A 14,571-nucleotide genomic window follows, 5' to 3' on the forward strand; every position below is an offset into this window, starting at 1 on the left:
ATGAAATTCGAAACAGCCGCAGGCGAGAATCCGATCGATCGGCAGGCCGTGGTCGGCAAGGGAGTCGACCGCATCGACGGGCCGCTGAAGACCACCGGGACCGCCACCTATGCCTTCGAGTGGCATGAACGGATCACCCGCCCGGCCTATGGCCACGTGATCGGCGCCGGCATCGCCAAGGGCCGGATCGTCTCCCTCGACCTGGCCTACGTGCGCCAGGCGCCGGGCGTCATTACCGTGGTCACCGCGCAAAGCGCCGGCCCGCTCGGCAAGGGCGGCAGGAACAACGCCACCCTCCTCGGCGGCCCGGTGATCGAGCACTATCACCAGGCGGTCGCGCTGGTGGTTGCCGAAACCCTGGAGCAGGCCCGCGCCGCCGCCCAGCTGGCACGCATCCAGTACGCTCGCGAGCCGGGCACCTTCGACCTGGATGCGGAGAAGGACGGCGCGACCAGGCCCGACAGCATCACCGGCGGCCCGGCCGATACGGCGATCGGCGACTTCGCGACGGCGTTCGCCGAGGCGCCGGTCCGGCTCGACGGGACCTACACCACCCCCGGCCAGGCCCACGCGATGATGGAGCCGCATGCCTCGATCGCGGCCTGGGAGGGAGACCGTCTGACGCTCTGGACCTCGAACCAGATGATCGACTGGGGCAAGCAGGACCTGGCGAAGACACTGAACATCCCCGCCGACAACATCCGGCTGATCTCGCCGTACATCGGCGGCGGTTTCGGCGGCAAGCTGTTCCTGCGCGCCGACGCGCTGCTGGCGGCGCTAGGCGCGCGGGCCGCGAAGCGGCCGGTGAAGGTGGCGCTGACACGCCCGCTGATGTTCAACAACACCACGCACCGCGCCGCCACCATCCAGCGCATTCGCATCGGTGCCGGCGCCGACGGCAGGATCGTCGCCATCGGGCACGAGAACTGGTCCGGCGACCTGAACGGCCTCAAGGCGGAGGCCGGCGTGCGCTATTCCCGGCCGCTCTACGCCGGCGCCCACCGCATGAGCACCACGCGGGTCGCCGCGCTCGACCTACCCGAGGCCAACGCCATGCGCGCGCCGAGCGACGCGCCGGGCTCCATGGCGCTGGAAATCGCGATCGACGAGATGGCGGAAAAGCTCAAGCTCGATCCGGTCGAGTTCCGCATCATCAACGACACCCTGGTCGATCCGGAGAAACCCGAGCGAGCCTTCTCCGAACGCCACCTGAAGGAATGCCTGAACCAGGGCGCACGGCGTTTCGGCTGGCACCGCCGCGCGGCCGAGCCGGCCACCCGTCGCGAAGGCGCCTGGCTGATCGGCCTGGGCGTGGCCGCGGCCTTTCGCGACAGCCCGGTCACCACCTCCGCCGCGCGCGTGCGGCTCGATGGGCGCGGCATCGTCACCGTCGAAACCGACATGACCGACATCGGCACCGGCAGCTACACCATCATCGCCCAGACCGCCGCCGAGATGATGGGCGTGCCGCTGGAGCGCGTGGTCGTGCGGCTGGGCGATTCGAGCTTTCCGGTGTCCTCGGGCTCTGGCGGCCAGTGGGGCGCGAACAGCTCCACCTCGGGCGTCTACGCGGCCTGCGTGAAGCTGCGTGAAAACCTGGCGCGCAGGCTGGGGTTCGATGCCGAGCAGGCGGTGTTCGAGGACGGCGAGATCCGCCAGGGCGGGCGCCGCGCCGCGTTGAGCGAAGCGGTGGTCGACGGCGAGATGATCGCCGAGGATGCCATCGAGTTCGGCGATCTGGACGATCGTTACAAGCTGTCCACCTTCGGCGCCCACTTCGTCGAGGTTGCGGTCCATTCGGCGACCGCCGAGGTGCGCATCAGACGAATGCTCGCGGTCTGTTCCGCCGGCCGCATCCTCAACCCGAAGACCGCGCGCAGCCAGGTGATCGGCGCCATGACCATGGGCGTCGGCGCCGCGCTGATGGAGGAGCTGGCGGTCGACAAGCGCTACGGTTTCTTCGTCAACCATGACTTGGCCGGCTACGAGGTGCCCGTGCACGCCGACATCCCGCACCAGGAGGTGCTCTTTCTCGAGGAGACCGACCCGCTCTCCTCCCCGATGAAAGCCAAGGGCGTCGGCGAACTGGGCATCTGCGGGGTGTCCGCGGCGGTCGCCAACGCCATCTACAACGCCACCGGCGTGCGGGTGCGCGACTATCCGGTGACCCTCGACAAGCTGCTGGAGGGGATGCCGGAGGCGATCTGAGTCGTCCCTTCCCTGCTCAGCCGGAAAGGTGGCGCACCCGCTGATCGAAGGCCTGCATCCTCTCCCGGATGGGTGAGGGGTTGGTCCGGTGCGGAGCTGGGCTTTGTGCAGACCCTCGCGATCCCAAGCGCATCGCCCCGAGGTCGGGCCTCCCACAACAGCAAGCGGAGCCCACCCGATCCTGTGGGAGGCGCGCCCTCGCGGCGATTGTGGGGAGCGACCTCGGGGCGACGGCAATCGGGACCTGTCTGCGACCAAGGCCGCCCGCATCGGGCCGGACGTGCGCATGGCGGTGGTGGGCACGCCCGCCTATTTCGCCTCGAGGCCTGCGCCGCTGCGACCGCAGCACCTGCTCGAACACAACTGCATCAACCTGCGCCTGCCGACGCTTGGCGACCTCTATGCCTGGGAGTTCGACTGCGACGACGAGCAGATCAGGGTCCGCGTCGACGGCCAGCTGATCCTCAATGGCAGCCGCGCGATCCTGCAGGCCGGGCTCGACGGCTTCGGGCTGGGCTACCTACCTACAACGCCACCGGCGTGCGGGTGCGCGACTATCCGGTGACCCTCAACAAGCTGCTGGAGGACTGGTGCTCACGCTTTCCCGGCTACCACCTGTACTACCCGAGCCGGAAGCAGTCGTCCCTGGCGCATCGCCTGGTGGTCGACGCGCTGCGCCACGACGGCTGAGTCAGGTGGCCGGCGCCCTCCCCTCGACCCGCCCCAGCGTGCTGAGCCAGAGCGCGCCGACGATCAGGCTGCCGCCGGCCAGCAGCAGCCGCAGGTCCGTTTCGGTGCCCCAGAACACCAGGTTGAGCACCAGGCCGACCGGCACCGAGAGGTTGTTCATCACCGCCAACGTGCCGGCGCTCACCAGGGTCGCGCCCTTGTTCCAGCAGAACTGGCCGACCGCGGTCGCCAGCAGCCCGAGCCACAGCAGCACGCCCCATTGCGTCGCCGTGGTCGGCAGCCTGTCCGGATTGCCGAACAGCAGCCAGGCCGGCAGCACCACCAGCAGGGCGCCGATGAAGAAATAGCCGAACCGCCGATACAACGGCACCTCGGATGGAAAGCCCCGCGCCAGGTGCCTGTAGCCGACCTGGCCGGCGGCGAAGGTGAAGTTGGCCAGCTGCATCAGCAGGAAGCCGCCGAGGAAATCGGCGGAAATCTCGCCGTAGCGGATGATCCCGGCACCGAGCACCGCCACCAGCGCGGCCAGCAGCGCCCAGGGGTTGAAGCGGCGCTGCAGCGCATCGTTGATGAGCGTCACGTGCAGCGGCGTGAGCACCGTGAAGAGCAGGATCTCGGCCACGCTCAGCACGTTGAAGCTCAGGTACAGGCAGATGTAGGTCACGCCGAACTGCAGCGCGCCGACCAGCGTCACGCCGCCGATGAAGCGCGGGTCGACGCCGCGCCAGCGCGTCAGCGGCAGGAACACCAGGCCAGCGAGCAGGACGCGGGTCAGCACGGCGAAGTAACTGTCGACCTGCCCGGCCAGGTGTGCGCCGATCAGGTTGAAGGAAACGGCCCAGAGGACCGTGACGAAGAGCAGATGGGCCATGTCGCCTCCGTTGCGGGAGCGCGACCATAACGGTTCGCCGGCGAGGCGGAAAGAGGCGGCGGGACGCCCCGCCCTCGCCGGCGTCGCCCATCAGGCCTGGGGTTGGGCCTCCGCCTTGGGCGCGGGGTTCGCCGGCGGGCGATGGGCCTCCTCGGCCCAGGCACGCATGTCGGCGCCGCTCGGGTGCTGGAACACGCGCAGGCCGAACTCCGGGAGGATCGCCAGCAGGTGGTCGAAGATGTCCGACTGGATCGCCTCGTAGTCGGCCCAGGCCACGGTGTTGGTGAAGCAGTAGATCTCCAGCGGCAGGCCTTCGGCCGTCGGGTTCATCTGCCGGACCAGCAGGGTCATGCCCTGATGCACGCCCGGATGGCTGCGCAGGTAGCGTTCGACGTAGGCGCGGAAGCTGCCGATGTTGGTCACGCGCCGGGTGTTGACCGGCTCGTCGCCGCGTTCGGCGAGCTGGGCGTTCCAGGCGTCGATTTCCTTGCGCTTGTTGACCAGGTAGTCCGACAGCAGGTTGAAGCGGTACAGCCGGCGGCGCTCCTCGGTGTCGAGGAAATGGACGCTCTGCTGGTCAAGGTACAGGCTGCGCTTGATCCGCCGCCCACCGCTTTCCTGCATGCCGCGCCAGTTCTTGAACGAGTCGGAGATGAAGCGCTTGGTGGGAATGCTGGTGATCGTCTTGTCCCAGTTCTGGATCTTCACCGTGTGCAGCGCGATGTCGATGACGTCGCCGTCGGCGTTGAGCTGCGGCATCTCCACCCAGTCGCCGACCCGGATCAGGTCGTTCGAAGTGATCTGCACGCTGGCCACCAGCGACAGCAGGGTGTCCTGGAAGATCAACATCAGCACCGCCGCCATGGCGCCGAGGCCGGACAGCAGGATCAGCGGCGAACGGTCGATCAGCGTGGCGATGATGAGAATGGTGGCGATCGCGTAGAGAACGATCTTCAACACCTGCAGGTAGCCCTTGATCGGATGCAGGTGCGCATCGGAGCGGCGCTGGTAGACCATGTTGACGATGTCCAGCAGCGCGCCCAGCGCCAGCGCCATGGTCAGCACGATGAAGCCGCCGCAGACGTTGCGCACCACCGTGACGGCCGCGTCCGGCAGGCCCGGCACGGCGCTCACGCCGATCGACAGCACCAGCGCCGGAACGATGTTGGACAGCCGCTTGATGATGCCGAAATCGTTCACCTGGGCGGTACCGGCGTGACGCAGGAGGCGGTACAGGCCGCGCACCAGGATGCGCTTGACGATCCAGTTCGACAGCCAGGCGGCGAATATCAGCGCGGCGCTGGCCAGCAGGGTTTGCAGATGGGGTTGCTGATCGAGCCAATCGAGCCAATCGGCCATTTGTTCGGGCATGGGGTCTCCGTACGGCGCCGCCGGGCAGTCCCGGCCGGTAGACGCGCGACCTTAACAAATCCGGGGCGGCGGCAGAACCGCGGGGCCCGAAGCGCCGGTCAGGAGGGGCATGGTGCACCGCACGCCGGTCGCAGGCAGAGCCTGCTCCTACAGGGGCGCGCCGTGTGGCTTCGTTCGCCCTAGCCAGGCCTGCGAGTGCGTAGGGTGGATGACGGCGAAGCCTCATCCACGCGTCCGGTCGGGCCGACCGCCGAACTCGCCATGGTCAAGGGTGGCCGCAACCGACCCTTTTTCGCGGTCGCCGAGGTGGCAGGCAATGCCGTGCCTTTCCCCCTTCTCCCGCCGGGAGAAGGGGGGAAAGGGCTGGATGAGGGATTGGTGCGCCATCACTCGGGCAGTTGCACCGTGACCTTGATCGCCGAATACCAGGCGGCCAGGTCGGCGATGTCCTCGTCGCTCAGCGAGGCGGCGATGATGCTCATCTGCGGGTGCTTGCGCTCCCCCTGGCGGTACGCCTGCAACTGCGTCGTTAGGTAGAGGGTGCTGTTGCCGGCGAGGTTGGGCGCGTCCGGCATCCGGCTCAGGCCGTCCAGGCCGTGACAGGTGGTGCAGACCTTGGCCTTCGCCTTGCCGGCGGCCGGGTCGGCGGCCTGCGCTCCGAAGGCGGCCAGCAGGGCCAGCAGGACGGGCAGGCGCGCCGGCCGCCGGGTATCGCCGCGAGCGGCTCGATGCATTCGTGGTACTCCTCGATCGGTGGGGACCGGCCTGCCGGCCGGTCCGTCTGCGGCGCGCTCAGTTGCCGGCATAGGAAATGCGGTAGATCGCCCCGGCGGTGTCGTCGGAGACCAGCAGCGAGCCGTCCTTGAGCTGCTTGACGTCGACGATGCGCCCGTAATATTCGCCGGTGTTGTCGTCGAGCCAGCCTTCGGCGAACGGGATGGTCTCGCCCGACGGTCCGCTGCCATCGGCGGCGAAGGGGGTGAACATCAGCCGCGCGCCTGCCGGCACGGTGCGGTTCCAGCTGCCGCGCTGGGCGCTGAACAGCCCGCCGCGGTACTGCTCGGGAAACATGCTGCCGGTGTAGAAGGTCAGGCCCATGTCGGCGGCGTGCGCGGTGGTCTCCACCACCGGCGGGGTCAGGCCTTCCGGCGGTGTCTCCTCGGCGTATTCGTTGGTGCGGATCGAGCCGCCGCCGTACCAGGGCATGCCGAACTGCATGCCGGCCTTGGGCGCGTGGTTGATCTCGCCCGGCGGGATGTCGTCGCCCATGCCGTCGACCTGGTTGTCGGTGAACCACAGTTCCTTGGTCTGCGGGTGATAGGTCAGGCCCACCGAGTTGCGCACCCCGGTGGCGTAGACCTCGCGCTTGCTGCCGTCGCGGTCCATCTTCACGATGCCGCCGATGCCGTGCTGGTTGTACAGGTCCATCTTTTCCTTCGGCGGCACGTTGTAGGGCTGGCCGAGCGACACGGTGAGCCGGTTGTCCGGGCCGATGGCGCACACCCGCGCGCCGTGGTTGTAGCTCTCCTCTTCCTTGGGAATCAGCCCGCCGCTGGGCACCACGATGTCGGCGGCGACGTCCGGGCCTTCGTAGAAGAACTCGGCCGCCGGGAACACCAGCACGCGGTTGTGCTCGGCGACGAAGAGGAAGCCGTCGGGGCTGAAGCAGGGGCCGGGCTGGGTGAAGCTGATGGCCGGCGCGAAGCGTTTCACTTCGTCGGCGACGCGGTCCTTGTCGCGGTCGGTGACGGCCCACAGGTCGGTCTTGCGGGTGCCGACGAAAACCACCCCGCTGGACGGCCCGACGGCCATGTGGCGGGCGTTCGGTACCAGCGCATAGAGTTCGATCTTGAAGCCGTCGGGCAGCTTGACGCGCTCGAGGTTCTTGCGGATCGCATCGGCGGTCGAGCCGGTCTGCGGGATGGTCGCCATGTCCAGCGACTGGCCGGTGGTCTTCATGTCGCGCATGCGTTCCAGCGCTTCGTCGCTGGTCGCCTGGGCCGAAGCCGTGGCAGACATGAGCATTAGCAAGGCACTCAGGGAAAGCGGAGCATAGTTCATGGGTCACACCTTGGTGAGGACGACATTGTTGTTGTTCTTCTCAGCGTCTCCTGAACGGCTCGCACCGCACGGGGTGTCTCAGGAAATGCCCGACTGAGCTCAAGGTAAGCGTAGCGCCAGGATGCGGGTTCGCCAGGACGACGGTCGCCGCGGTCGGGGCGAGGCCTGCGCCTCGCCCCTCGCTCCGCTACAGCGTGCGCAGGAAGGCCACCAGGTCGGCCTTTTCCTGTTCGTCGAGGTTGCGCTGCAGCACCAGGTTGAAGAACTCGACGGTGTCCTCCAGGGTGAGCAGGCGGCCGTCGTGCAGGTACGGCGGCGACTCCTTGATGCCGCGCAGGGTGAAGGTCTTGATCGGCCCGTCGCCCACCGCCCGCACACCGTTGTACTCCTGCGGCTCGTAGAAGCGCTCGGTCTGCAGGTTGTGCATCAGGTGGTCGGTGTAGTACGGCGGGACGTGGCAGCCGGCGCAGGCGCCCTTGCCGTGGAAGATCGCCTCGCCGCGCAGTTCCTGCTCGGTCGCCTTGGCCGGATCGAGCCGTCCCTCCACGTTCAGCTTGGGCGCCGGCGGGAAGTCCAGCAGGGCCTGGAACTCGCCCATGAAATGCACCTGGCTGCCGCGCTCGAGCACGTTCACGCCCTTCTTCGCTGCCATCACCGGGTCGCCGTCGAAATAGGCGGCGCGCTGCTCGAACTCGGTGAAATCCTCGACCGTCTTCAGCGCGCGCTGCGAACCGAAGATCTGCTGGATGTTCACCCCGCGCAGCGACGGCGTGTCGATGCGGTGGCGCAGCTCCTGCGGGCGCACGTCGCCCGCCAGGTGGGTGGCGGCGTTGGTGTGGCCGTTGGCGTGGCAGTCGAGGCAGGCCACGCCGTTGTGCGGGTGCACGCTGCGGCGGTCGTCGGTGGCGTTGAACTGCTGCTGCGGGAAGGTCGTCACCAACAGCCGCAGGCCCTCCAGCTGCTTGGGATTGAGGATGCCGTTGAACAGCTCGAAGTAGTTGCGGATGTTGACCAGCTTGCCCTGGCTGACGTCGCCGAGATCCGGGCGGGTGGTCAGGAAGATCGGCGCCGGGAATTCAGGCAGGAAATGGTCCGGCAGGTCGAAATCGAGGTCGAAACGGGTCAGATCGCGGCCCTCGATCCTGTTCACTTCGTCGATGTGGAACTGCGGGAAGACCATCCCGCCTTCCGGGTGGTTGGGGTGCGGCAGGGGCATGAAACCGGCCGGGAACAGCCCCTTCGCACGGATGTCCTCGGGGCTCATCGCCGCCAGCTCGGCCCAGTTCGTCTCGGCCGGCAGCTTGACCCGCACCCCTTCCTGGATCGGCTTGCCGCGGGTCATCTGCAGGCTGGCGGCGGGCCGGTCGGACAGGTCGTAGCGCTGTTCCAGCAGCGCCTGGTGTTTCTTCAGGATCGAGGGTTTCGCGTCCTTCATGCGTTGCATGATGGAGTCGAACGGTTCGGTGATCTTCACCGGGTTGTAGCTCGAGGTGCGCTCGCCTTCGTCGCTGGGGGCGGCGTGGAGGATGGGGGTTGCCAGCGTCAGGCTCAGCGCCAGGGCGCCTAGGGGAAGGGTTCGGGGTGCAGTCATGGTTGTTGTTCTCCGCGTTTCAGGCCCGTCAATACAGGCCTAGACCAGCGAGGCGGAAGGGAACAATTGGCGTTGGCTATCGCCATGATTGTTTCTGGCGATGGTTGAGGTTGGCGCCGCAACGGTGCGCTTGCACCTACGATCACGTCGGCTGCATACGAGCACATTCGCGGTCAAGACCGCTCCCAAGAACTTGGCCGGCACCCGGCTTTGCCCTTCTCCCGCAGGGAGAAGGTGGCCGGCAGGCCGGATGAGGGAAGCATGTGCGCACACCCTCATCCCAGCGCTTTTCCGGAGGGAAGTCAGCAGCCGACCGAAACGAACAGCGCGCCATGTGCACCGGCCTTTGTCATAGGCATGCACCTCGTCGGCTTCCTCTGCCGGACCATCAAGCCGCGCCCTGCGGGGCCGATAGCCTTTTTGCCTGGCATCGTCGCCGGGCCCCTGATACCGCCCCAACATCGCCTTTGCGCCGACGCGCCCAGAGGTACTGGAGTAGCCACCGTGACCGACCTGAGTATTACGGCCCGGAAACTGCACGAGCTTTACGAGAAGGCCCGCGATCCGCACAGGATGAACGAGCGCCGGGATGTGGAGCGCAACATCGAACGGCTGGTCGCTGACCTCACCCCTGACGAACGCGAAGACGTCCAGAACCTGCTCATCGCCTTCGTCGCCTGACGCCCTCGCACGCCAAGCCACCGCCCTGCCCGCTCAGCCGCCCCCGCCCTCGATCGCCGAGCGGAGCGCGTTCGCCAGTTCGTCGAACAGCGTCTGCACCGAACGCAGCGGCAGGCAGTCCGGGCGCGTGAGCAGCCAGAGCTGGGTGTCGCAGCCCGGCAACGGATCGCTCAGGCGCTCGACAGCGCTCATGCTTGCGGCCATGAAGTGCGTCAAGGCGCCCACGCCGAGGCCCGCCTGTACCATCTGGGCGAGCGCCGACATGCTGCTGCATCGGTAGCGCGGCACCAGGCCGGGGTATTGCTGCGCCCGCCAGACCACCGTGGGGTGTTCCGGCATGGAGTCGTCCAGTGCGATCCAGGGCAGCGCGGTGGGCGCCTCGGCGTAGTCGTCGCGGAAATCCGCCTGTCCGTACACCGCGTAATAGGCCGTGCCCAGGCAGCGCCCGACCAGGTGGCCGGGCGGCGAATTGGTGAGGCGCAGGGCGATGTCCGCGTCGCGCCGGCTGAGGTTGGCGAAGCTGTTGGACGTGGCGATCTCCAGCGACAGCGCCGGGTATGCCGGCATGAATTGCGCCAGCGCCGGCAACAGCAGGCTGTGCAGCACGGCTTCGGTACAGGTCAGGCGCACCGTGCCGCTGACCACCTGCTCCCCCTGCGCCACCGCGATCCGGGCAGCTTCCAGCGCCTGTTCTGCGCGTTCGGCCTGCTCGGCCAGCGCCTGCGCCGTGCCGGTCGGCAGGTAGCCGCTGCGGCTCTTGACGAACAGCGCCGTGCCCAGCGCCCCTTCCAGGCGGCGGATGCCGCGGAATACCGTGGAAACGTCGACCTGCAGCAGTTCGGCGGCCTTGCCCAGCGAGCCGCCGCGCACCAGGGCGAGGGTCAGCACCAGGTCCGCATGGGTGATCCGATATTGCACGCGTGCATACTCCGCTTGCCGAAACGCCGATGACTATTGCATGGCAGCCAACCTATAGTGCGGCGAAAGGCAATACAACAGCGCCGGTCGCAACGTCGGCGAAGCTTTGCAGCCGCGTGCACACACCATTCCGAATACAGCCTTCGAACGATGGATTCGAAGCGACCGGCCGTGCTTCACGGCCGTGTCGACCGTGAGGGAGTTCACATGCAGCAGTACGTCGACAGCTACTACAGCGCCTCGCGCAACCGCGACAGGGCGCACCCGCCGCTGACCGAGTCGGTCGAGTGCGATGTCTGCGTGGTGGGCGCGGGCTATACCGGCCTGTCCACCGCGATAGCCCTGCTCGAGCAGGGCTTCAAGGTGATCGTCATCGAGGCGGCGCGAATCGGCTTCGGCGCCTCCGGGCGCAACGGCGGGCAGATCGTCAACAGCTACAGCCGCGACATCGACGTCATCGAACGGACCGCCGGCTCGCATGCAGCCTCCGTGCTCGGGCCTATGGCCTTCGAAGGCGGCCGCATCATCCGCGAACGCGTCGCCCGCTACGGCATCCAGTGCGACCTGAAGGACGGCGGCGTGTTCGCCGCGATCACGCCCAGGCAGCTCGGCCACCTGCAGGCGCAGAAGCAGCTCTGGGAGCGTTATGGCAACGACCGCCTCGAATTGCTCGACGCCCGGCGCATCCGCGAGGTGGTCGGCAGCGAGCGCTACGTCGGCGGCCTGCTGGACATGAGTGGCGGGCACATCCACCCGCTGAACCTGGCGCTCGGCGAGGCCGAGGCGGTCTGCTCGTTGGGCGGCACCATCCACGAACAGACGCCGGCAACGAAGATCGAGCGCGGCGCACAGCCGCTGGTGCACACGCCGCATGGGCAGGTCCGCGCGAACTTCGTGGTGATCGCCGGCAATGCCTACCTCGGCGACCTGGTGCCGGAACTGGCGGCCAAGTCGATGCCTTGCGGCACCCAGGTGATCGCCACCGAGCCGCTGTCCGACGAACTCGCCCATAGCCTGCTGCCGCAGGACTACTGCGTCGAGGACTGCAACTACCTGCTCGACTACTACCGGCTGAGTGCCGACAAGCGCCTGATCTACGGCGGCGGCGTGGTCTACGGCGCGCGCGACCCGGCGGACATCGAGTCGATCATCCGGCCGAAGATGCTCAGGACCTTCCCCCAGCTCAGGCAGGTGAAGATCGACTACGCCTGGACCGGCAACTTCCTGCTGACGCTCTCGCGGCTGCCGCAGGTCGGGCGCCTGGGCGACAACATCTACTACTCGCAGGGCTGCAGCGGCCACGGCGTGACCTACACGCACCTGGCCGGCAAGGTGCTGGCCGAGGCGCTGCGCGGCCAGGCCGAACGCTTCGACGTGCTGGCCGGCCTGCCCCATTACCCCTTCCCCGGCGGCCGCCTGCTGCGCGTGCCCTTCACCGCGCTGGGCGCGGCCTATTACCAGCTGCGCGACCGGTTGGGTGTCTAGCGCCTGCCTGTCCAAAACGAACCGGAGCCCGAAGCATGTCCCGCATTCCCCTGATCGGCGTCACCGCCTGCCACCAGCAGTTGGGCAAATACCCCTCGCACACCGCCGGCGACAAGTACGTCGAAGCCGCCGCCCTCGCCGGCCTGCCGGTGATCCTGCCGGCGCGGCAGGCGCCGGGCGACCCGCAGCCGCTGCTGGAACGGCTCGACGGCATCCTGTTCACCGGCTCGCCTTCGAACGTGCATCCGGATCGCTACCAGGGCCCGGCCAGCGCCGAAGGGACCCTGCACGATCCCGTCCGCGACGCCAACACCCTGCCACTGCTGCAGGCCGCCATCGCTCGCGGGGTGCCGGTGTTCTGCATCTGCCGGGGCTTCCAGGAACTGAACGTGGCCCTGGGCGGCAGCCTTCACCAGCGCGTGCAGGAGCTGCCCGGCTACCTCGATCATCGCGAGCCGGCGGTGGAATCGGTCGAAGAACAGTACGCGCCCCGGCACGCCGTCCGCGTGCAACCGGGCGGGCTGCTGGAGCGCATCGGGCTCGGTGAAGGCTTTGCGGTCAACTCCCTGCACAGCCAGGGCATCGACCGCCTGGCCGAGGGGCTGCGCGCCGAAGCCGTGGCGCCGGACGGGCTGATCGAGGCGGTGTCGGCGCTCGATGCACCGGGCTTCGTGCTCGGCGTGCAGTGGCACCCGGAGTGGCGCCCGAATGAAAACCCGGTTTCGCGCCGGTTGTTCGAGGCGTTCCGAGAGGCCTGTGTGGCATACGCGGGGCGGTCGCACGCCTAATCGGCGGAAAGGCACGACGACGCCTGAATCTTTTGCGTCCTATAGGAGCAGGCTCTGCCTGCGACCGCCCGCAGGCAGGATCGAAACCCCACACAGGTGCAGATACGCGCCTTTCCCAGGAGCGAGGAGGACGGCCAGTCCTTGCCCGCGACCTCGCCCTCATCCGGCCCTGCGGGCCACCTTCTCCCGCAGGGAGAAGGGAAAAGCCGACGTGCCCTGAAGGATCTGCTCCCCCCTGTAGGAGCAGGCTCTGCCTGCGACCGCCCGCAGGCAGGATCGCGGTCGAGACCCCACACAGGTGCAGATACGCGCCTTTCCCAGGAGCGAGGAGGACGGCCAGTCCTTGCCCGCGACCTCGCCCTCATCCGGCCCTACGGGCCACCTTCTCCCGCAGGGAGAAGGGAAAAGCCGACGTGCCCTGAAAGATCTGCTCCCCCCTGTAGGAGCAGGCTCTGCCTGCGACCGCTCGCAGGCAGGATCGCGGTGGAGACCCCACACAGGTGCAGATACGCACCTTTCCCAGGAGCGAGGAGGACGGCCAGTCCTTGCCCGCGACCTCGCCCTCATCCGGCCCTGCGGGCCACCTTCTCCCGCGGGGAGAAGGGAAAAGTACGGCCTGAAAGTCGCGCGGGGACCCTGTAGGAGCGAGCTTGCTCGCGAATCGCACCGGCACAGCGCCTAGGTCACCACCCGGCCAGCTCCCTCTCCCTCCGGGAGAGGTTGGGGTGAGGGCTGCGCACGCCCTCATCCGGCCCTGCGGGCCATCTTTCTCCCGCAGGAAGGGCCCAGTGGGAGCGGTCTTGACCGCGAACCTGACGCCATGCGCGCCGCTCCCTGCCGTCAGGCACTCTCCCGCATCATCACCTGGAAGCCGACATCGATCCGCCGCTGCTCCGGCTGCTCTCCACGGATCAGCCGGAGCAGCATCTGCGCCGCCAGTTCGCCGATCTGCCCGCGCGTGGTGTGCACGGTGGTCAGCGAGGGATGCACCCAGGCGGCCGCCGGCAGGTCGTTGAAGCCGGCGATCGCCAGCCGCCCGGGCACGTCCAGGCCGAGCTGGCGGGCGCGGAAGAGCGCACCGAGCGCCAGGTCGTCGTTGTTGAAGAACACCGCATCGATCTGTGGCTGCCGCGCCAGCAGGCCGTCGAGCAGTTCGGCGCCGAGCGCGATGGACGACAGCTGCGGCGTCAGCAGCTCCAGTGCCGGGTCGTGGCGTCCGGCCTCGCGCATCGCCTGCCGGTAGCCTTCGGCGCGCTGCAGGGTGCGCGGGTCGAGCTGGGCGGCGGCGAAGGCAACCTGCCGGTAGCCGCGCTCGAGCAGCGCGCGGGTCATGGCGGCGCCGGCTTCCAGCTGGGAGAAGCCGACGCAGTAGTCCGCCGGCGCATCGCTGAGCTCCATCAGCGTGACCACCGGGCTGCGGTAGCTGCCGAGCACCTCGCGCGCCGCGCTGCTGCGCTCGAAGCCGGTGACCAGCAGCCCGGCCGGCTGGTGCGCGAGATAGGCGCGCAGCAGGCGCTCGTCCTCCTCCGGGCGGTAGTGGCTGACGCCGATCATCAGCTCGAAGCCGGCCGGCATCAGTACTTTCTGGATGGCCTCGACCATGTCCACGAAGACCGCGTTGGACAGCGACGGGATGATCACCGCCACCAGGTTGGAGCGCGCGCTGGCGAGGCTGCGTGCGGCCGGGTGTGGCACGTAGCCGAGTGCCTGCACGGCCTGTTGCACGCGTTCGCGCAACTGATCGGAAACGCGTTCCGGCTGCGACAGTGCGCGCGAGGCGGACATCAGCGAGCATCCGGCGGTGCGGGCCACGTCGGACAGGGTGACGCGCCCGGGCGAGCGACGACGGCGTTGGGTCATGGGTTCGTTCCTGAACAGGGAGGCGTCATCCGGGGCCTTGCAGGAAA

General features: G+C 68.3%; 13 protein-coding genes. 6 read left to right on the forward strand and 7 right to left on the reverse strand.

The window, feature by feature from the left end; all coding sequences use genetic code 11:
- The 3 genes from paoC to H610_RS26060 all read left to right on the forward strand — a co-directional run bounded on the left by paoC (position 1) and on the right by H610_RS26060 (position 2,898).
- Positions 1-2,208, forward strand: a complete 2,208-nt coding sequence (gene paoC, locus H610_RS0100460; RefSeq protein WP_028237893.1) for an aldehyde oxidoreductase molybdenum-binding subunit PaoC — start codon at positions 1-3, stop codon at positions 2,206-2,208.
- 286 nt (positions 2,209-2,494) lie between these two features.
- Positions 2,495-2,773: a LysR substrate-binding domain-containing protein gene (locus tag H610_RS26150; RefSeq protein ID WP_028237894.1), complete on the forward strand. Its 279-nt coding sequence runs from the start codon at positions 2,495-2,497 to the stop codon at positions 2,771-2,773.
- Positions 2,770-2,898: a hypothetical protein gene (locus H610_RS26060; protein WP_256380890.1), complete on the forward strand. Its 129-nt coding sequence runs from the start codon at positions 2,770-2,772 to the stop codon at positions 2,896-2,898. Before H610_RS26150 ends, H610_RS26060 begins: the two co-directional genes overlap by 4 nt.
- Before the next feature lies 1 nt (position 2,899).
- On the opposite strand, the gene H610_RS0100475 is transcribed toward H610_RS26060, so the two are convergent.
- The 5 genes from H610_RS0100475 to H610_RS0100495 form a co-directional block, all read right to left on the reverse strand.
- On the reverse strand, positions 2,900-3,769 hold the full coding sequence (locus tag H610_RS0100475; RefSeq protein ID WP_028237895.1) for a carboxylate/amino acid/amine transporter: 870 nt from the start codon (positions 3,767-3,769) through the stop codon (positions 2,900-2,902).
- Between the two features lie 90 nt (positions 3,770-3,859).
- Positions 3,860-5,140 carry a mechanosensitive ion channel family protein gene (locus H610_RS0100480; RefSeq protein ID WP_028237896.1) on the reverse strand — a complete coding sequence of 427 codons (1,281 nt, stop codon included), beginning with the start codon at positions 5,138-5,140 and terminating at the stop codon, positions 3,860-3,862.
- A 386-nt stretch (positions 5,141-5,526) separates the two neighbouring features.
- Entirely contained in the window at positions 5,527-5,874 is a 348-nt protein-coding gene (locus H610_RS0100485; protein WP_051231402.1) for a c-type cytochrome, read from the reverse strand.
- Positions 5,875-5,932: 58 nt separating this feature from the next.
- Positions 5,933-7,201, reverse strand: coding sequence for a PQQ-dependent sugar dehydrogenase (locus H610_RS0100490; protein WP_028237898.1), 1,269 nt, complete (start codon positions 7,199-7,201; stop codon positions 5,933-5,935).
- 187 nt (positions 7,202-7,388) lie between these two features.
- The gene (locus H610_RS0100495) at positions 7,389-8,792 is read right to left on the reverse strand and encodes a cytochrome b6 (protein WP_028237899.1); all 1,404 of its coding nucleotides are present in this window, start codon (positions 8,790-8,792) and stop codon (positions 7,389-7,391) included.
- A gap of 504 nt (positions 8,793-9,296) precedes the next feature.
- On the opposite strand from H610_RS0100495, the gene H610_RS25655 reads away from it, so the two are divergent.
- On the forward strand, positions 9,297-9,473 hold the full coding sequence (locus H610_RS25655) for a hypothetical protein (protein WP_161630449.1): 177 nt from the start codon (positions 9,297-9,299) through the stop codon (positions 9,471-9,473).
- Positions 9,474-9,506: 33 nt separating this feature from the next.
- Here H610_RS25655 and H610_RS0100505 read toward each other — a convergent pair whose 3' ends face one another.
- The gene (locus H610_RS0100505) at positions 9,507-10,391 is read right to left on the reverse strand and encodes a LysR family transcriptional regulator (RefSeq protein WP_028237901.1); all 885 of its coding nucleotides are present in this window, start codon (positions 10,389-10,391) and stop codon (positions 9,507-9,509) included.
- A 207-nt stretch (positions 10,392-10,598) separates the two neighbouring features.
- Here H610_RS0100505 and H610_RS0100510 point away from each other — a divergent pair, with 207 nt between their 5' ends.
- Both H610_RS0100510 and H610_RS0100515 read left to right on the forward strand, forming a co-directional pair.
- Positions 10,599-11,876, forward strand: a complete 1,278-nt coding sequence (locus tag H610_RS0100510) for an NAD(P)/FAD-dependent oxidoreductase (RefSeq protein ID WP_028237902.1) — start codon at positions 10,599-10,601, stop codon at positions 11,874-11,876.
- Between the two features lie 35 nt (positions 11,877-11,911).
- Complete coding sequence (locus H610_RS0100515) at positions 11,912-12,664, forward strand: gamma-glutamyl-gamma-aminobutyrate hydrolase family protein (RefSeq protein WP_028237903.1); 753 nt, start codon at positions 11,912-11,914, stop codon at positions 12,662-12,664.
- Positions 12,665-13,504: 840 nt separating this feature from the next.
- Here the strand turns inward: H610_RS0100515 and gntR are convergent.
- Complete coding sequence (gene gntR / locus H610_RS0100520) at positions 13,505-14,524, reverse strand: HTH-type transcriptional regulator GntR (RefSeq protein ID WP_028237904.1); 1,020 nt, start codon at positions 14,522-14,524, stop codon at positions 13,505-13,507.
- Between the last annotated feature and the right edge of the window lie 47 nt (positions 14,525-14,571).

The sequence above is a fragment of the Stutzerimonas azotifigens DSM 17556 genome (genome assembly GCF_000425625.1).
GTDB classification, from domain to species: domain Bacteria; phylum Pseudomonadota; class Gammaproteobacteria; order Pseudomonadales; family Pseudomonadaceae; genus Stutzerimonas; species Stutzerimonas azotifigens.